The following is a 20,006-nucleotide window of genomic DNA, read 5'->3' on the forward strand; positions in this document are numbered from 1 at the left end:
TAGGGCTCTCGAATGAGTAGCACATACCGCCAGAGAAACCATTTGCCTCAAGGACATCCCTTGCGATGGCATTGATCATCTGGTCGTATGGGAGCTTACCAACTGTAGCCTCACCTCTTGGAAGTGATACAGGGATGTTGTCATATCCGTAGAATCTTGCAACCTCCTCTGCCAGATCTGCCATACAGTTCAGATCCTGTCTGAAGCTTGGCACATCCAGAGTGTTTGTCTCTGCATCGTATGTGAGTCCAAGTCTGCCGAAGTAGCACAGCATCTTCTCAGGCTCGACATCTGTTCCGAGAAGCGCATTCATCTTGTCCGGCTCAAATGGAAGCTTCTTGTCCTGTACAGGATTTGGATATACGTCAACAGCTCCGCCGACTACCTCACCTGCGCCCATCTCCTCGATGAGCTGACATGCTCTGTCTATTGCCTCCATTGCAAGATTTGGATCAAGTCCCTTTGTGAACTTTGCTGCCGCGTCAGTTGCAAGTCCGATTCTTCTCGATGAAAGTCTGATATTTGTTCCATCAAAGCAAGCTGCCTCAAAGAGCAGTGTATCGATACTGTCTGTTACCATGGAGTTCTCTCCACCCATGATTCCGGCGATACCGATCTCCTTCTCACCGTCACAGATCATCAGAACATCATGATCAAGCTTTCTCTCCTGTCCATCAAGTGTTACAAATGTATCTCCGTCATTTGCACGGCGAACAACGATCTTGTTGCCGGCTATGGTGCTGAGATCATATGCGTGCATTGGCTGTCCGTACTCTTCCATAACGTAGTTTGTTATATCTACAAGGTTGTTGATCGAACGGATTCCCTGTGAAGCAAGTCTCTGCTGCATCCACTTTGGTGAAGGTCCGATCTTCAGGTTCTTGACAACCCTTGCTGTGTATCTAGGGCAGAGGTCAGGATCCTTTACCTCTACTGATATATAGTCATTGACATCCTCGTCATTTCCTGTCTTTGTTACCACTGGTGGGTAAAATGACTTGTCAAATGTAGCTGCTGCCTCTCTTGCCATACCGATCATTGAGAAACAGTCAACTCTGTTGGATGTGATCTCGTACTCAACTACCACATCGTCAAGTCCAAGTGCCTTCACAGCATCATCGCCCGGCTTCACACCTGACTCCACCGGGAATACATACACGCCATCCTCCGGTGCTTCCGGATATAAGTCTCTTGACGAACCAAGCTCCTCTATACCGCACATCATACCATTTGACTCAACGCCTCTGAGCTTGCCCTTCTTGATCTTGATTCCGTCAGGGTACTCATTGTTGTCGCCGTGTGCTGCCGCAACCTTACCACCGTCAAGTACAAGTGGGATGAGATCATTGACCTTTACATTCTTTGCTCCGGTCACGATCTGAAGAGGCTCCGCCTGTCCAACATCTACCTGACATACTACAAGCTTGTCCGCATCCGGATGCTTCTCCATAGTGAGAATCTTGCCAACAACGATCTTGTCAAGATTCTTATCCTTCTGTTCGTAACCCTCTACATGTGATCCTGAGAGAGTCATGGCATCTACAAACTCCTGAGCTGTCACGTCCAGATCAGGAACATATGCCTTTATCCATGAAATTGGTGTATTCATCTATTCGTCCTCCTATTTATCATTGAACTCCAGCCATGCAAAATTTGCCTTCGGCAAATGGCTGGAGCTGCATGTCAAGTTTTCACAGAAAACTTGACACATACTTAAAACTGGTCTAAGAATCTCATGTCGTTCTCGTAAAGAAGTCTCATGTCATCTATCTCATACTTGAGAAGTGTTACTCTCTCAAGTCCGATTCCAAATGCAAATCCTGAATATACCTCAGGATCTATTCCACAGTCGCGGAGAACCTTTGGATGAACCATACCACAGCCAAGGATCTCTATCCAGCCGCTGCCCTTACATACTCGGCATCCCTTGCCGCCGCACTTGAAGCATGTGATATCACACTCTGCTGAAGGCTCTGTGAATGGGAAGTGGTGAGGTCTGAACTTGACCTTTGTGTTCTCACCGAAGAACTCCTTTGCCCACTGCGCCAGTGTTCCCTTGAGGTCAGCCATGGTGATTCCCTTATCTATTACAAGTCCCTCTACCTGATGGAACGATGGTGAATGTGTTGCATCTACCTCATCAGCTCTGAATACTCGTCCAGGTGAGAGGATTCTGATCGGAAGATTGCCCTTCTCCATGATTCTTGCCTGAACAGGTGATGTCTGTGTACGAAGGAGGATATCCTTTGTAACATAGAATGTATCCTGCTCATCCTTTGCAGGGTGATTTGCAGGAATGTTCAGCAGCTCAAAGTTGTACTTGTCATACTCTACCTCTGGTCCCTCAACTATCTCGTAACCCATACCGATGAATACTCTCTCCAGATCTTCAAGTGCTATCTGGTTTGGATGTCTGTGTCCTGTAAGCTTCTTCACTCCTGGAAGAGTTACATCTATGGTCTCTCTCTTCATCTTCTCTGCACGGAGTGCCCTGTTGATGGACTTTGTCTTCTCATCAAGGGCTGTCTCGATGGCCTGACGCGCCTCATTTACCATCTGGCCTACCTTTGGTCTATCCTCCGGTGCTACATCCTTCATGCTTTTGAGAACCTGTGTGAGTTCTCCCTTCTTACCGAGTATCGCCACCTTCACATCGTTAAGTGTCGATACAACCTCTGCGCTCTCGATCTTGGCAAGAGCCTCTGCCTTTATGGCTTCCAACTTGTCTCTCATCGTGTTTCTCCTTTTTCTATTTATAGGGATTTCAATGTGGATCCTATATTAATTACTTCCATATATAAGTCACGGAATTGCTCGACTACGGCTTCCGCAATTCCTACAGTAATTCGCGCTCCGCCCTATCGGGCTATACGCTCATTCCTCTTTTTGGCGTTTACCGGGATTGCTCCGCTCTGCGCGCTCTCTCAATCCCTGCACGGCATTCACACTCCGCCCTCCCGGGCTCCGTGTTTCATGTCGCGCGCGGGTGACAAATGTCTGCTGATGCATGCGAGCAAGCTCGCGCATCGCAGCCGCTTGTCACCCTGTAAACGCAAAAGTCCCTAGCATGTTATACATACTAGGGACGAATTATATCCGCGTTACCACCCTGATTCCAGACACTCTATGTATCTTGTCCATGTCTGACTCTCATTAGACGTTTGTCGCACGTCACACGCCACAACCTACACAGACCAACATCTGTCATCTGATAAAACAGATATCTTCAATCCTTCAGCCGTGGTGGCTCTGATGTGAAATTAAATACGCACTCTTACCTGACCTGGCTTTCAGCCGCTGACCCGGTCTCTCTGATGGCGACATACGTATCTTTTGCATCGTCACTGCCTGTAGAGATAATATACCTACATGTGGGTGTTAGTCAACATCTTTTTTGTCATACTGTCATGATCAACAACAATTCAATTTTCAGAAATATTATATAACTTGATTGTGAAAATAAACCTTACGAGTACCATACTCCTATTTAATCATCTTCCCGTTTCTTTTTCTTTATTTGTAAAGCAATTGATGCCAAAAGTAATATCCAGCCTATCAATAAGATTATATAAAACATCACCTTACCAAAATCTCCTTTTAAGATAAAATCGATTGCAAACAAACATGCACTAAGCACTAACAGAAGTATAGCTTTTTTTTCTCTCATATATTTTCTCCTTTTTATATCAAAATCGCTTTATATCTTTCACTCTTTATTTTCTTTGTATCTGCAAGTCTTCCTTTACTATTATACGTAAGTAAATAAATATCAAATCCATCTTTACTGCTATTTGTTACATATTTAAATCTATATCCCCAGTTTTCAATACCAGGAGACCTAATATCAGTACTTCCATAGTTACTTATTATATCTGAAAGAAGCGTAGACAATGTATACCCTGTTGCTAGACTTGCTGTGACTGCCCCCTTAGTTACCAAAATATCAATTGCCACTCCACCAGAATAGGAGGCTTTTATTTCATTTATCTACTTCTACATCAACTTCTTCGTCCATATTTAAATGTCGATTTTTTCGCATCCGCCTCTTCTCCGCACGCTTTTTCTTCCTCTCAAGTCGTCTCTTCTTACGCCCGGCCTTGTGCGCACGCCTTCTTATTCCCCGGATTCCATTATCCATGAATTTGTTGATCTCCGCGCCTATCAGCATGACGTACATACACATGTAAAGCCACAGCGCAAGCAATATCACACTTGCAAGGCTTCCATACATATATGTGTTGATTCCCACTATATTGATATAGCTCGATACGCCAAATGACAAAAGCATCCAGAGTATGGTCGTAAATGCAGCTCCCGGCACAGCGGTCTTGATCCTCACCCGCTCAACCGGCAATGCCCAGTATGCCACGATCATAACCCCAAACAAAACCGTAGGGGCAAATGCTATCTTGACGATCGACAGGATATTCGCAACGGTATCCACCAGTTGGAATCTCTCCACCGAATCCAGCCGCACCAGCATTTTTGACACAACTACATCGCCGAGGATATATATGACCATAACCGCCACCAGCATCACACAGAATATCAATGTATACAGAGTGTGTATCGCTCTTCTGAGGAAATAATTGACGCTGTCCTCCTTGCCTGCCATGAAAGTGAGTCCGCGGCCTATAGCCATTGTTCCCTTTGACGCCGACCACACTGTGAGCAATATGGTTGCTGTGGTGGCAAGCAGTGAGCTCTTGCTGTCGAAAATCTCTGCAAACATGAATTCAAAATTGGAATTGATCTCCTCCGGGAACAGTTCCTTTATTATCTCCAACACCTGGGTCTCTGTGAATGGCAGATATTTGACAAATGTAAGCAGCGTCATCGCCAGTGGAAACAGTGACAGCAGCAGGAAAAAAGCAGACTGTGCCGCAAATGCCGCCACCTGATCCTTATTCATCTCTGCCATAAACAATCTGACTTTATGGTATATGAGCACTATGCGCTTCTTTAACTTCATAATTAGTGATTCTCTCCGTTACTTTTCAACCGAACTGAGAACTGCTCCGTTGTAATAATGGCTTATTATCTGCGCTGCAGTATATCCCAGCTTTGCCAGTTCATTTGCACCATTCTGACTCATTCCGACTCCATGTCCGTATCCGCCGCCCTTAAGTGTGTAGAGTCCTGTGTCATTATCCTTCTTTACATAGTAGAAATTACTTGGAACGCCTGTCCAGCCCGTGAGCTCTGATCCATCCTGCTCTGTTATAGCCTTGCCATCCGTGGCGAACAGAACTCGGATATTGCTCTGGCCGCTGACTACCACGCTTCCCTTGTCACCTGTTATCGTAACTTCCTTCACAAGTCCACTGTCATCTCTTCCCGTCACCATTATTGACTTGATCTTGCCAACCGATGTCGCAGACACATCCGAGCATCTTGAAAGGCCGGTCTCAACCGCATTTCTCATCTCATCTTCTGTGTATGTAACCGTCCACCTGTACATAGGAAGATTTCTCTCAACCACATCTGTGTCTGTCTTGCCATCCATGAAATCCCTGAATGCCGCTTCATCGCTGAAATATGGGATGTCCAGCGCCGTATTCTGAATACGTGTACAGGTATATGGCATGCTTCCGCCCCACACCTGGTCACTCGTGGTAGTCGTTCCGCACGATGTTGAGAAATATACAGCATTTATGATCTCTCCGTTATATGTAGGTACAATTCCGGATGTGGACTGGACTGCATCTATGGAATTTCCCGTCTCAGGGAAGTTATTGTAGACCTGGCACGATGTTGTGTCATCAAGGTCTGCATTGTATCCCCTGTAGTTACTTCCAAGCTTTCTATATGTAAATCCTCTGGCACAGATTGCCATAGCCTTGAGTGCCTCCGGGCTGTAGCTCGATGAAACCTCACTTGACACTACCCCATACAGATACTGTTCTATATCTACCTGATTGATGATCATGTATCCCGACGAATCCTTTGTTATCTCAAGGGCTCCGTGATACCTCGGGGTGCCGCTTGATTTGCTGAGACTCGATACTGTTATCATTCCATCCGAACTCTCAGGCTCAACTATGATGGATGAGGCCTTGTTGTCGCTGCCAAGTGATACAAATTCATCCGCCTTGTAGGTTTTCTTCTTGCCATCGCTCGTCACGTTAAATCCTGTACTGCAGGTAAATTCCACATAGCTCTGATAATAATCTCCGCCATTTGTCAGGATGACTCTGACACTGTTCTCCATACCGGATATAACTACTGACGATCCGCCATAGCCGCTGCCCCCGCTGGTTCTGTCGGTGCCGGACGAGCTGCTGCCTTTATCCTCTTTCTTCTTTGAAGCCACAGTTCCTGCTCCCTGAATTGTGTAGTCATACTCCGCGATCTCTGTACTGTCCGTGTCGGCTTCAACATATTGCTTCAAATCTCCCACCGGATCATCCGGAGCTTCTATAACTATGGTCTCCACTGAATTGCCATCGTTGTTATCATCAGTCTCTTCGCCTACTCTGTTTTTACCTGTTATCATCATATATCCGACAACACATACCAGAATTATAGTTATGAAACTCACTATCTTAAAATTCTTATTGTATTTGATCTTCTGATACCATTTCTTCCTCTGATCTATTCGCATTCCCCTGTCTCCATTTCTCCGCAAATATATCCACATACAGAGAAAAAGCAGCATATACATGCTGCTTCTTCATCTTGTGTAATAAACTGAAATGCGCCCTTGCTTTTGAGTCCTAGCAGCGCTAGGTGGGCAACCGCAATTGTATATCTGCCTTCCACTAGAACTTATATAACGAGGCTTGACTTCAATAACAATGATATAGGAATCCCGTTTATTCAAATGTAGGTTCAAAATCACAAGAGACTTAATACATCTCAGCTATGAGCACATTATACCTTACCTTTACATCTCTTGCAAGAATTTTTCACGTGAACTTTAACCACTATAATTGACATTATATGCCTTCTTGAAATACCAATCTTACCTGTGTTAGAATGTAGATACTTATGGGAATTTATAATTATTTCCAAACATGAAAGGCAGGTGTTCACCAAATGGATAAAACCAGCTTACAAATGTTATTCGGCGTATTGCTCGGAGTATTTCTGCTTGCACTCATAGTCATGACTGTGGTGTATGTCAGAAGAAAGCTTGCCGATAAGCGCGAGGAGGCACTGAGAGATCTCGATCTCATGCAGGAAGAGGCTATCAGGGAGGAACAGAGCCAGAGCAAGGGGTACTGGATAAACCGTGATGACATCGAGGACGAGAATCAGGCTCATCTGCTCCGTTACTACCACTATTTCGATAATATCGATGAATGTATCCACGATCTCATAGTTGAGATGTATGACTGTGGATTTGTCAGGACAGAAGAGATATTTGTCGCAGCATACGGTGAGGAAGCACTCACACCTGATTCATTCATTTACATGACAGATGCTGACTGCGATCTGGAAAAGGCAAAGGCTGCACTTCCGCCTGTCAGTGAGAAGAACCAGAAGATCATCTATGACCTCTGGTGCTCATATGTCGAAAAGCTTCTGGACACTGTTGAGATACACACAACCGATGCCAACAAAGATATAATCAAGGACGCACTTATGGTTTATGGCCGCAAAAAGATAACCATACTCCTGCGCAGTCCAGAATAAAATAAAACCTTTCAAAGGAGATTTACAAAATGAAAGATAACTGTATAGTAGCTCAGTCAGGAGGTCCTACCGTAGCGATAAATGCTTCGCTGGCAGGTGTCATAGACGGAGTTAAGAAAAGCAACAAATTCACCAGAGTTTACGGTGCAATTCACGGGATCCAGGGAGTGCTGGACAATAATTTCATAGATCTGTCCCTCATGGCCCTCTCAAAATTTCCTCTGGTAAATACTCTGGAGCTCTCCCCTGCAATGTACCTTGGCTCATGCAGATACAAGCTTCCTGATTTTGAGGTTGACTCAAAACCTTATGAGATAATATTTGACAGATTTGAGGAATATCAGGTTGCTGCATTCTACTATATCGGCGGCAACGACTCTATGGATACAGTGGATAAACTCAGCAAATATGCAAAGAAGATCGGATCGGATGTGAAGATCGTCGGCATCCCTAAGACCATTGACAATGACCTGTGCCATACCGACCACACTCCGGGATTTGGCTCTGCAGCCAAGTATGTTGCATCCACCATGCTGGAGATTGCCCACGACACTTACATCTACCAGATACCAAGTGTTGTCATCGTGGAGATCATGGGCCGTGATGCAGGCTGGCTCACCGCTGCATCCTGTCTGGCAAGAAATGACTACAGTCCTGCTCCTCATCTCATATATCTTCCTGAGGTAGACTTCGATGAGGATCAGTTTATAGAGGACATCAAAAATGTATTAAAGACTTCAAGATGTGTCATCGTGGCCGTATCTGAGGGTATACATGATAAGGATGGCAACTACATCAGCGCAACTTCTGCTGTGGCAGACAAGTTCGGACATGCCCAGCTCAGCGGAACCGGCAAGGCTCTCGAGAGTCTTGTTAAGGACAGAATGGATATAAAGGTTCGTTCCATCGAGCTCAATGTCCTCCAGAGATGTGCAGCGCATATTTCCTCAAGGACAGATATCAACGAGTCATTTGCACTTGGCCAGGCTGCTGTAAAATACGCCGCCGAGGGAATGACTGCTGTTATGTCCACGATCAAGCGAGTTTCTAACGATCCATACCAGTGGATCATTGAACCTGAGAATGTATCTCTCATCGCCAACCAGGCTAAGACAATTCCGCTTGAATGGATCACACCTGAGAAGAATGACGTCACACCTGAGATGGAAGCATATCTCAGACCTCTTATAATCGGCGAGGTTTCCCTTCAGTACAAGGATGGACTTCCTATGTACCTGCCGGTAAACCACCTGCTTTAAAGAATAAAATATCCCTAACACCTCAATATCTGTGGTGTTAGGGATATTTTTTTTATTTTGTATATCCTACTGCAAATTAGTGTATCCGAGCAGCAGCTCTTCTACTGCCATGGCGGCCTCGCGGCCTTCGCGGATGGCCCATACGACCAGTGACTGTCCTCTGTGCATGTCTCCGGCTACGAATACCTTTGGAACATTTGTTGTATATGAGTTTGGACATGGAGTCTTGACATTTGTTCTCTCGTTGAGTTCCACGCCAAAGCTCTCTGCCACATATGTCTGACATCCGAGGAATCCGGCTGCGATGAGTACCACATCACAGTCAACGATATACTCGCTTCCCTCTATCTCTGTCATAGTCATTCTTCCTGTCTCAGGATTCTTCTTCCAATCGAGCTTCACACACTTGGCTGCCTTGACATTTCCGTCCTTGTCCTTGATGAATTCCTTGACTGTAGTCTCATATATTCTAGGATCATGTCCGTATACTGCTATTGCCTCTTGCTGACCGTAGTCTGTCTTGCAGATCTTCGGCCATTCTGGCCATGGATTGTCTGGTGTTCTTGTATCAGGTGCCTTTGGCATCATCTCAAGCTGTGTAACGCTGACAGCGCCCTCGCGGACTGCTGTTCCCACACAGTCATTTCCTGTATCACCACCACCGATGACGAGAACATTCTTGCCTTTACAATTCACGAACTGCTTGTCAGCAAAGCCCGAATTTACAAGGCTCATTGTCGTAGTCTTGAGGAAATCAACAGCGAAGTAGATTCCCTTTGCATCCCTTCCAGGTGCTTTTATATCTCTTGGATTGGCTGCACCACAGGCAAGCACAACTGCGTCGTATTCCTTGAGCAGATCCTCAGCCTTCACATACTTGAGGTTCTTGTTCTTAAGATAACCTGTCATCTGATCATCCTTCGGACACACAGCCTTCGCAGATGCCTTTCCGGTTGCAACCTCTGTGTTCAGTACGAACTTTATTCCTCTCTTCTTCATGACATCTATTCTTCTGTCTATGATCTGCTTCTCAAGCTTCATGTTTGGGATACCATACATGAGAAGTCCGCCCGGTCTGTCACTTCTCTCATACACAGTCACGTCGTGGCCTCTGCCGATCAGCTGGTCTGCCACGGCCAGTCCCGAAGGACCTGAACCTATGACTGCCACCTTCTTGCCTGAGTGAACCTTTGGCTGTTTATCATTTACAAGGTCATTTGCAAATGCATACTCTATGATGGCTCTCTCGTTCTCACGGACCGACACTGGATCACCGTTTAAGTTACAGGTACATGCTTTCTCACAGAGAGCCGGGCACACACGGCTTGTAAACTCAGGGAAACAGTTGGTCTTGCTGAGTCTTGCAAATGCCTGCTCAAGATTGTCGTTATAGAGCATATCATTCCACTCTGGGATCAGGTTGTTCAGCGGACAGCCCGATGTCATTCCGCATATGTTCATACCTGCCTGGCAGAATGGAACGCCACAGTCCATACATCTTGCAGCCTGCTTTCTCTGCTCATCACGGCTAAGCGGAGTGTGGAATTCATTGAAATTCTTGATTCTGTCCTTAGGAGCAAGCTCTGCGCTTGTCTTTCTCTCATATTCTAAAAATCCAGTTGGTTTTCCCATTCCTACTTACCTCCGTTCTTAACCTTGTAGAATGCTTCGATAGCTGCCTTCTCGCGGCTCAGACCCTTCTCCTCAAATGCAACTATCATATTCATCATCTTCTTGTAATCCTTTGGTATGATCTTCTTAAACTTTGGAAGATATCCCTCAAAGTCCTCAAGAATCCTCTTGCCTATCTCTGAATTTGTATAATTTACATGATCCATGATGAGCTGCTTCAGCTCGCTCACCTCGTACTTGTCTGTCACTGCCTCTATGGATATCATCTCTTTGTTAAGTCTCTTGTACAGATCGTTGCCCATATCAAGTACATATGCGATACCACCGCTCATTCCGGCTGCAAAGTTCTTGCCTGTTGTTCCAAGAACTACTACTTTACCACCTGTCATGTACTCACATCCGTGATCGCCAACACCCTCAACGACCGCCGTGGCACCAGAGTTACGAACTGCAAATCTCTCGCCGGCAACACCGTTGATGAATGCCTTACCACTTGTGGCACCGTACAGTGCAACGTTTCCTATGATGATGTTATCCTCATGCTTGTACTTAACTGAACGAGGCGGATAAACTATCAGCTTACCACCTGACAGACCCTTGCCGAAGTAATCGTTGCTGTCGCCCACCAGCTCAAGTGTAAGTCCCTTTGGAATAAATGCTCCAAAGCTCTGTCCGCCGGCGCCGTTGCATTTGACGATGTATGTGTCCTCATCAAGTGACTCGCCGTACTTCTTTGTGATCTCTGAACCGAATATCGTTCCAACAGATCTGTCTGTGTTGACCACATCAAGCTCAACGCTCTTCTTCTGTCCCTTCTCAAGTGCAGGTCCAAGCTTCTTCATGAGAATTCTCATATCTACTGTCTTCTCAAGCTGGAAGTCATAGACATTCTTCTCGTGATACTTTACCTTGTTCTGTGGCATATCTATATAAGGATTGTTAATTATCTTATCAAGGATGACATTTCTCTCATCTGCTCTGTCGCTGCTCATGAGGAGATCTGAACGTCCAACCAGCTCATCGACTGTTCTGACGCCGAGCTTGCTCATGTACTCTCGAAGCTCCTCTGCTATGAACAGCATGAAGTTCTTCACGTACTCAGGCTTACCTCTGAATCTCTTTCTGAGTTCTGGGTTCTGAGTTGCTATTCCGACAGGACATGTGTCAAGGTTACATACCCTCATCATGACACAACCCATTGTTACAAGCGGTGCTGTTGCAAATCCAAATTCCTCAGCTCCGAGCATTGCAGCTATCGCAACGTCACGGCCTGTCATCAGCTTACCGTCTGCCTCAAGGATGACCTTATTTCTGAGATCATTCATGATAAGTGTCTGATGTGTCTCTGCAAGTCCAAGCTCCCAAGGGAGTCCTGCGTAATGGATGGAGTTGTTAGGTGCTGCTCCTGTTCCTCCGTCATAACCTGAGATCAGGATGACCTGTGCTCCGGCCTTTGCAACACCGGCCGCTACTGTACCTACACCAGCCTCAGACACAAGCTTTACTGATATTCTCGCATCACGGTTTGCATTCTTGCAGTCGTAGATGAGCTGTGCAAGATCCTCTATCGAATATATATCGTGATGTGGTGGTGGAGAGATAAGGCTTACTCCCGGTGTCGAAAGTCTTGTCTTTGCGATCCATGGATATACCTTTCCGCCAGGGAGATGTCCGCCCTCTCCAGGCTTTGCTCCCTGTGCCATCTTGATCTGTATCTCCTTGGCACTCACAAGGTATCTCGATGTAACGCCAAATCTTCCTGATGCTACCTGCTTGATGGCTGAGCATCTATTCTTGCCATCCTTGCCGATCGTAAGTCTCTCTATCGACTCACCGCCCTCTCCTGAATTGGACTTACCGCCCAGCTCGTTCATGGCGATGGCCATACACTCATGTGCCTCCTGTGATATACTTCCGTAACTCATGGCACCAGTCTTGAATCTCTTCACAATCTCGCTTGCAGGCTCGACCTCATCGAGTGGAACCGGCTTGTCAGCGAACTTGAAGTCCATGAGACCTCTCAGGTGGAATGGCTTCTGCTCATCGTGGAGCGCTGCTGTGTACTGCTTGAACAGCTTGTAATCGCCGCGCCTTGTAGACTCCTGAAGAAGATGTATAGTAACAGGATTGTACAGGTGCTCCTCCTTGCCGCTTCTGAACTTGTGTGCACCGATGCTTGTAAGGGCAAGGTTTGTGTTAAGTCCAAGCGGATCAAATGCTGATGAGTGAAGATCATCAACTGTCTTCTCAAGCTCCTTTATACCAGAACCGCCAACACGGCTTACTGTATTTGTAAAGTATCTGTCCACAACGTCCTTTGAAAGACCGATACACTCAAATATCTGTGATCCCATGTATGACTGGATCGTTGATACACCCATCTTGGATGCGATCTTTACTATTCCGTGGCATATTGCACTGTTGTAATCATCGACAGCCGCATTGAAATCCTTGTTCAGCAGATGCGAATCTACCATCTGCTTGATCGTCTCTATTGCCAGATATGGATTGACTGCACATGCACCATATCCGAGAAGTGTTGCAAAGTGGTGTACATTTCTTGGATCAGCACTCTCAAGGATGATCGCAACCGCTGTTCTCTTCTTGGTTCTTACCAGGTGCTTCTGCATAGCTGATACTGCAAGGAGTGATGGTATTGCAACATGGTTCTCATCCACACCTCTGTCTGAGAGGATGAGGATATTTACACCGTCCCTGTAGAGCTTGTCGGCCTCGATAAACAGTCTGTCGAGAGCCTTCTCCATGGATGTGTTCTTATAATAAAGAATCGGAAGTGTCGCAACCTTAAGTCCCGGTACATTCATATTCTTGATCTTCAAAAGATCCGTATTTGTCAGTATTGGATGGTTGATCTTCAGCACATGACAGTTCTCCGGCTTCTCCTCGAGGATATTACCATCCTTTCCGAGATATACCGATGTGGATGTGACAACTTCCTCTCTGATCGCATCGATAGGTGGGTTTGTAACCTGTGCAAATAACTGCTTGAAGAAGTTGAACAGTGGCTTGTGGCTGTTCGAGAGAACTGCAAGTGGTGTATCAGTACCCATGGCACTGATTGCCTCTGCACCTTTCTCTGCCATAGGATATATGGTATTCTTGAAATCCTCGTAGGTATATCCAAATGCCTTCTGAAGTCTTGCTCTCTCCTCGTCTGTATACTCCTGAACTCTGATATTTGGAATCTTCAGATCAGCGAGATGTACAAGATTGCTGTCTACCCACTCTCCGTAAGGCTTTGCCAGCGCGTATTTCTCCTTGATCTCCTCATCAGATATAAGACGTCCATTCACTGTGTCGACAAGAAGCATCTTGCCAGGTCTGAGTCGGTCTTTCTTTACGATCTTGGATGGATCTACGTCCAGAACTCCGACCTCAGACGAAAGTACAAGGTAATCATCATCTGTTATATAGTATCTCGATGGTCTAAGTCCATTTCTATCAAGAACTGCTCCCATGAGCTCACCGTCTGTAAATAATATAGAAGCAGGACCATCCCAAGGCTCCATCATGGTTGCATAGTACTGATAGAAATCCTTCTTCTCCTGACTCATGGCTCTGTCGTTCTCCCATGGTTCAGGGATCGTGATCATGACAGCCATAGGAAGCGGTATTCCATTCAGTACGAGGAACTCAAGACAATTGTCAAGTCTTGCTGAATCCGATCCATCCGGATCAAGAACAGGCATAACCTTGTACATCTCATCCTGCATGATGGTCGACTCCATAGTCTCCTCACGGGCGATCATCTTGTCCTCATTTCCTCTTATTGTATTGATCTCACCGTTGTGGCACAGATATCTGTATGGATGAGCTCTGAGCCATGATGGTGTTGTATTCGTTGAAAATCTTGAATGAACAAGTCCTATAGCTGACTCATAGTCTGGATCCTGAAGGTCGTTGTAGAACTTTCTGAGTTCACCGACAAGGAACATTCCTTTATATACTATAGTCTTGCTGGAAAGTGATGGAACATACGTGTCATCATTGCTCTCCTCAAATATTCGTCTGACGAAGTAGAGCTTTCTGTCGAAGTCCATACCGGCCTTCACTGTCTCAGGTCTTCTGATGAATGCCTGCATGATGCATGGCATGACATCTATTGCCTTCTTGCCAAGGATTCCAGGTGTTGTAGGAACCTCTCTCCAGCAAATGAACTCCAGTCCTTCCTTCTCCACTATGACCTCAAACATTTTCATAGCCTGCTTGCGCGCCAGCTCCTTCTGTGGAAAGAAGAACATTCCTATTCCATAATCGCCTTCCTTTCCAAGGTCATATCCAAGCTCTGCTAAAGCCTTGGTGAAGAACTTATGTGATATCTGAAGGAGTATACCTACACCGTCTCCGGTCTTGCCCTCTGCGTCCTTTCCTGCTCTGTGCTCAAGATTCTCAACAATCTTGAGTGCATTGTTCACTGTGTCATGTGTCTTTATACCCTTGATATTGACAACGGCACCGATACCACAGTTATCGTGCTCAAAGCTTGGGTCGTATAATCCGGTATTCTCCGCTCTCTTATTCTCAATCATGTCCTGTTCCGTCCTTTCCATGTTTTTTGTCATTCACAACGATATTTTGATTTTTGCTTTTGTTTCTCAAGTAAATATTGTTATTTTTGTATTTTTCTCAAGTCGTTTATCGTTTTTGATATATTACTACCATTTACACTGTTTGTAAACAACTTTTTTCAATAAATTATCTGACAGTTTTCGATTAAAAAACAATGCTCTGTAATGTATATACAATTCTTTATGTTGTAGCCTTTCTTTAAGCATCGGATGTCTCATATCTCAATGTCTCCGATGCATAAAAAAGGAAGCCCCATATCTGAAGCTTCCTTGCTTAATTATTATGTTTAGTTTTTTATTCCTCGACGATCATTCCCTTTGGAGGAGTTGTTATCGTCCTAAGATCTCCATCCTCGTCGCTTCCATCTGATATTCCATCACCCGGAGCCTCCGTCGTCACCTTGACCTTCTGTGACTTAACACCTGATATGCTCTCTATATTGCTGCTTATCTGCTTTACTGTGCCTGATATGACGTATTTGTCAGCACCATACAGATATTCATGTAATGCCTCCACATTGGATGCCATATCAGCAGCCACAAGGCAGTTACCCTTGTCCGAGAGTTCCTTTGCCTCATATGCAAATGGGAATCCTGCGGCATCTACAACCTTATATCCAGCCACACTCTTGACAAGAGCATGTATATCGTCCTTGTTAAGACTTGTTGATATACATTTAAATGAAACATCAACAAATGAATCAAGTGAACCTGTGTCTGCGCTAAGCAGCTTGTCTATAACCTTCATGAGGACTATTCTCTGTCTCTCGGTTCTTGTTATATCTCCCTGGCCAGTGGATCGTATTCTTGAATATGCAACTGCCTGCTGTCCATCAAGAGTATACTCTCCTGCCTCAGTTATTCCTGATGAATATTTGCCTGACAGGCTTATCTGCTCTGCAAGGTTCTTATTGAAGTTGTTCACCTCTTCATCAATGACCTTGACATCAACGCCTCCAACGGCATCGATTATACTTGCCATTGCACTGAAATCAACTGCCACATAATCTGTGATATTCAGGTCGAGATTGGTATTCAGTGTGTTGATGGCTGTAACCGCACCGCCGAGCTGGTATGCGTAATTCACCTTCTGTGTGGTATCCATGGAACCGCTTGCTATCTCCATCAGAGTATCTCTGTATACAGATACAAGCTTGATCTCCTTGGTGCTCTCATTGATGCTCACTATCATTATACTGTCACTGTTAGTTCCTGCATTCATATTCGAATCTCTGGAATCCACTCCGTAGAGTGCAATGGCACGATATCCCTTGGTCGCATCCTTGACACCGTCATTGACAAGTATCTGATCTGCACTTATCTCATTGATATCCATCTCATTGTACTTCATTCTGGCATAATTCTTGACATATATTATACATATGAGTATAAACAGCGCAAGCAGGACAAAGAACGCTATCGCCCACACTCTTGTACTGATGTTAAGCTTCTTTCTCTCCGGATTGACAACCTTTGGATCAGCCTCATCGAGAAGGTTCTCCCTGAAGAACTTTTCGCTGTCTGACTCCTCGTCCTCCTCAGGCTCTTCCTCATCATCCTCAAGCTCCACTTCATCGAAGCCCAATGCTTTGCCTATGTCTCCAAGTCCCAGATCAGCCGTATCTGATTCCGAATAACTGAGCTTATCCTCATCAATATCCTTCTCTATACGCTCAAGCTCATCCATGTCCAGCATGTCATCTGTTCTTCGGGATGATACTGTCGAATCCTCTTCCACAGGCTCTGCCTCTGCAGCTTCCTCGACCTCATCGTCAAGGACAGGCTCCGTATTCTTCTCCAGAATATCTGCCGGCTCAGTCTTCTGTTCATGCTCTTCTACTGGCTGTGTGGCAGTTTCTACAACTTCCGCATCACTCTCCTGCGGCTCAGTGATCTTGTTATCTTCCTCAACAGGCTCTTCCTTTTTCTCAGCTTCTTTCATCTGCTGGCGGCGCTCAAGCTCCTGCTGAACCTTAAGCTTTCTTGCCTCTTCGCGGGCATTCTGCTCTCTCTCGAGCTCCAGCCTCTCAACCTCAGCCTTTGCCTTTGCAACATTTCTCTGGGTGCGTTCCCACGCCTCACGTCTAAGCTCCTCATGTCTTGTCTGCACATCTGTCTCAATATTGTCAACTTCTCTGAGCAGATTGTCCACAGATGAGCTTCCTGTGCTCTGTATACTCCTGCGTGGTCTCTGGGCAGCTTTTGAAGGTCTCTGCACGGTACTCTGATTGCTCTGTGTCCTCGGTACAGTGCCCTGTGTCCTCTTCACCGGACCTCTGTCCACAGCTCTGTCTGCTACAGGCTGTCCGGTCTGTCTCTGCTTTGCCCGGGCCTCACTCTTCACTCTTCTTGCCCTGCTGTCCTCGTGATAATACTCGTCATAATTCTCTTCCGGCTTCACAGGTCTGGAAATATTCTTCTGAGTCTTCTTCTCCGGCTTCTTTTCCGGTCTCTTATCAGCCTTTCTCTCCGGCTCAGGATCACGCCTTTTTTCTTTCTTCTTTTTATCCCCGAACAACAATGATCCTATCAATCCACCATCATCAAGATAATCATCATCGTCATCCAGCCAATCCATGTCCTCATCGTACCTGGATCTCATTCCATTTTTCTTCTTATTATCCATTGGAACTCCTTTTTCAAATATCTAAAAATGTCGTTACCTCGATTTATAATACATTATATTTTTTCCTTTTACAACATGTATTATATCTTAATTAGTATAAACACCTTCATATTAACACTATTTTATTTGACACATGATGTATAAAAAAGTATACTCGTATTAATAATGTCTAAATATCAATGCTTATTTTTTAAGGAGCAGGAAATGGATACTAACAATATTACTTTGTCGGTGGTTATGCCCGCCTACAATGAAGAACAGCACATCAAAGATAATCTTCTTGAGACTAGCCGAATACTCAGCCGTTTTCTTCATCATTATGAGATAATCGCTGTGAATGACGGCAGCAAGGACTCCACAGGCAAACTTATTGCCGAGGCAGCCGAAATGGATTCTCATATTGTAGATACAGGATATGATGTCAATCAGGGAAAGGGACATGCTATCACAACCGGAATTGCCAAAGCTTCCGGCAAATATATAGCATTCCTTGATTCAGACCTTGAACTGAGTCCATCTCTTCTCAAGCCATTTATGAAGCAGATGAGGGACACCGGTTCTGACATAGTCATAGGATCAAAGCTTCACCCTGAATCCAAGCTTGATTATCCTCCTATTAGAAGAGTCATGAGCTACAGCTATTATATTATGCTCAAAATGCTGTTTCATCTTGGTATCCATGACACCCAGACCGGTATAAAGCTTTTCAAAGCAGAAGTCATAAAGCCGATTGCCGAGAACCTTTCCATATCGGGCTATGCTTTTGATATTGAAATCCTTGTGGCTGCACACAGACAGGGATATTCGATATCCGAAGCTCCTATCGTCCTGAATTACAGCAGGGACGATGCATCAGATGGAAGAAGGATCAAGATCAAGGACATTTGGAAGGTATTCACAGACACTATTGAGATCAAGAAGAAATATCATTAATTTAGGGATTATACACGGATAGAGAAAATAAATACAAACTACACATTTATTAAGGAGATTTTTATGAATTACGAAAACGCTTACAAGCTTCTCGAAGAAAAAGGACAGCTACACTTATTAAAGTATTATGATACTCTCAGCGAGGCTGAACAGGCAGCACTCCTGAACCAGATCAGTGAAATTGATTTCTCACTTATCGATATGATCGGACACAATTCATCAGGAAGTGATTCTGATATCGCTCCCGTTGCAGCTCTCCAGATGGACAGCATTGCAGAAAAATATGATATATACAAGAACGCAGGCCTTGAAGCCATCAAAGCTGGCGATCTGGCACTGGTCCTCCTGGCAGGTGGTCAGGGCACCCGTCTTGGATTCTCCGGTCCTAAGGGAACCTTCAACGTCGGTGTCACCAAGGATATGTTTATATTCCAGCTTCTCATCGAGCACACCCTCGATATTGTGAAGATGGCAGATACCTGGATCCATTTCTTCATCATGACCAATGAGAAGAACCACGATGACACAACATCATTCTTCAAAGAGCATGACTACTTCGGTTACAATCCTGAATATGTTCATTTCTTTAAACAGGAAATGGTTCCTTCAGTGGACTTCAACGGCAAGATATATCTCGAGGAGAAGGGAAAGGTTGCCATGTCTCCTAACGGCAACGGTGGATGGTTCTCATCCCTCTGCAAGGCCGGCCACCTCGACAAGCTCACGAAATACGGAATCAAGTATATAAATGTATTCTCAGTTGACAATGTACTTCAGAGAATTGCAGACCCAGTATTCCTCGGAGCAGTTCTCACAGAGGGCTTCCTCTCCGGCGGAAAGGTTGTCAAAAAAGCATACCCTGACGAGAAGGTTGGCGTCCTGTGTACTAACCACGGAAAGCCATATATCGTCGAGTATTATGAACTCACAGATGCCATGCGTGATGAGCGCGATGCCAACGGCGATTACGCTTACAACTATGGAGTTACATTAAACTATATCTTCCCGGTTGACAGACTGATGAAGATCATGAATGAAAGTATGCCTCTCCACATCGTCAAGAAGGCTATCCCTTATGTCGGTGAGGATGGAGAGATCGTCAAGCCATCAGAGCCAAACGGCTACAAATTTGAGACACTGGCTCTCGATATGATCGCTTATATGGGAACATGTCTTCCATTTGAGGTCGACAGAGAGAAGGAATTTGCTCCTATAAAGAATGCTACAGGAAATGATTCTATAGACTCAGCCAGAGAGCTCCTCAAAAAGAACGGCTACACACTTTAATCCATGAATATATAACAAAATAACAGGTCGATGGTATATGCC

The 20,006-nt window shown here is 45.1% G+C and carries 13 protein-coding genes; 4 read left to right on the plus strand and 9 right to left on the minus strand.

Going from position 1 to position 20,006, the window contains the following annotated elements:
* The 6 genes from pheT to CCU_RS00925 form a co-directional block, all read right to left on the minus strand.
* Positions 1–1,609, minus strand: a 1,609-nt coding sequence (gene pheT / locus CCU_RS00900; protein WP_208895881.1) for a phenylalanine--tRNA ligase subunit beta, incomplete at its 3' end; no start/stop codon positions are given.
* Positions 1,610–1,713: 104 nt separating this feature from the next.
* Positions 1,714–2,733, minus strand: a complete 1,020-nt coding sequence (gene pheS / locus CCU_RS00905; protein ID WP_015533215.1) for a phenylalanine--tRNA ligase subunit alpha — start codon at positions 2,731–2,733, stop codon at positions 1,714–1,716.
* A 754-nt stretch (positions 2,734–3,487) separates the two neighbouring features.
* Positions 3,488–3,667: a hypothetical protein gene (locus tag CCU_RS00910; RefSeq protein WP_015533216.1), complete on the minus strand. Its 180-nt coding sequence runs from the start codon at positions 3,665–3,667 to the stop codon at positions 3,488–3,490.
* 14 nt (positions 3,668–3,681) lie between these two features.
* Entirely contained in the window at positions 3,682–3,954 is a 273-nt protein-coding gene (locus tag CCU_RS00915) for a hypothetical protein (protein WP_133300861.1), read from the minus strand.
* Between the two features lie 25 nt (positions 3,955–3,979).
* Positions 3,980–4,972 carry a YihY/virulence factor BrkB family protein gene (locus CCU_RS00920; RefSeq protein ID WP_015533217.1) on the minus strand — a complete coding sequence of 331 codons (993 nt, stop codon included), beginning with the start codon at positions 4,970–4,972 and terminating at the stop codon, positions 3,980–3,982.
* 18 nt (positions 4,973–4,990) lie between these two features.
* Positions 4,991–6,604: a SpoIID/LytB domain-containing protein gene (locus CCU_RS00925; protein ID WP_156327917.1), complete on the minus strand. Its 1,614-nt coding sequence runs from the start codon at positions 6,602–6,604 to the stop codon at positions 4,991–4,993.
* Between the two features lie 434 nt (positions 6,605–7,038).
* On the opposite strand from CCU_RS00925, the gene CCU_RS00930 reads away from it, so the two are divergent.
* Together CCU_RS00930 and CCU_RS00935 are read left to right on the plus strand one after the other, a co-directional pair.
* Positions 7,039–7,638, plus strand: coding sequence for a hypothetical protein (locus CCU_RS00930; protein ID WP_133300860.1), 600 nt, complete (start codon positions 7,039–7,041; stop codon positions 7,636–7,638).
* A gap of 29 nt (positions 7,639–7,667) precedes the next feature.
* On the plus strand, positions 7,668–8,897 hold the full coding sequence (locus tag CCU_RS00935; protein WP_015533220.1) for a 6-phosphofructokinase: 1,230 nt from the start codon (positions 7,668–7,670) through the stop codon (positions 8,895–8,897).
* A gap of 66 nt (positions 8,898–8,963) precedes the next feature.
* Here the strand turns inward: CCU_RS00935 and CCU_RS00940 are convergent, their stop codons facing one another.
* The 3 genes from CCU_RS00940 to CCU_RS00950 form a co-directional block, all read right to left on the minus strand.
* The gene (locus tag CCU_RS00940; protein ID WP_015533221.1) at positions 8,964–10,529 is read right to left on the minus strand and encodes a glutamate synthase subunit beta; all 1,566 of its coding nucleotides are present in this window, start codon (positions 10,527–10,529) and stop codon (positions 8,964–8,966) included.
* 2 nt (positions 10,530–10,531) lie between these two features.
* Positions 10,532–15,079, minus strand: coding sequence for a glutamate synthase large subunit (gene gltB, locus CCU_RS00945; protein ID WP_015533222.1), 4,548 nt, complete (start codon positions 15,077–15,079; stop codon positions 10,532–10,534).
* 334 nt (positions 15,080–15,413) lie between these two features.
* Positions 15,414–17,744 carry an LCP family protein gene (locus CCU_RS00950; protein ID WP_015533223.1) on the minus strand — a complete coding sequence of 777 codons (2,331 nt, stop codon included), beginning with the start codon at positions 17,742–17,744 and terminating at the stop codon, positions 15,414–15,416.
* A 204-nt stretch (positions 17,745–17,948) separates the two neighbouring features.
* Between CCU_RS00950 and CCU_RS00955 the strand changes: the two genes are divergently transcribed.
* A complete protein-coding gene (locus tag CCU_RS00955; protein ID WP_015533224.1) occupies positions 17,949–18,677 on the plus strand; it encodes a glycosyltransferase in 729 nt (242 codons plus the stop codon).
* A gap of 63 nt (positions 18,678–18,740) precedes the next feature.
* Positions 18,741–19,964 carry a UDPGP type 1 family protein gene (locus CCU_RS00960; RefSeq protein WP_015533225.1) on the plus strand — a complete coding sequence of 408 codons (1,224 nt, stop codon included), beginning with the start codon at positions 18,741–18,743 and terminating at the stop codon, positions 19,962–19,964.
* Positions 19,965–20,006: the final 42 nt, after the last annotated feature.

It is taken from the genome of Coprococcus sp. ART55/1, assembly GCF_000210595.1.
Lineage (GTDB): Bacteria > Bacillota > Clostridia > Lachnospirales > Lachnospiraceae > Coprococcus > Coprococcus aceti.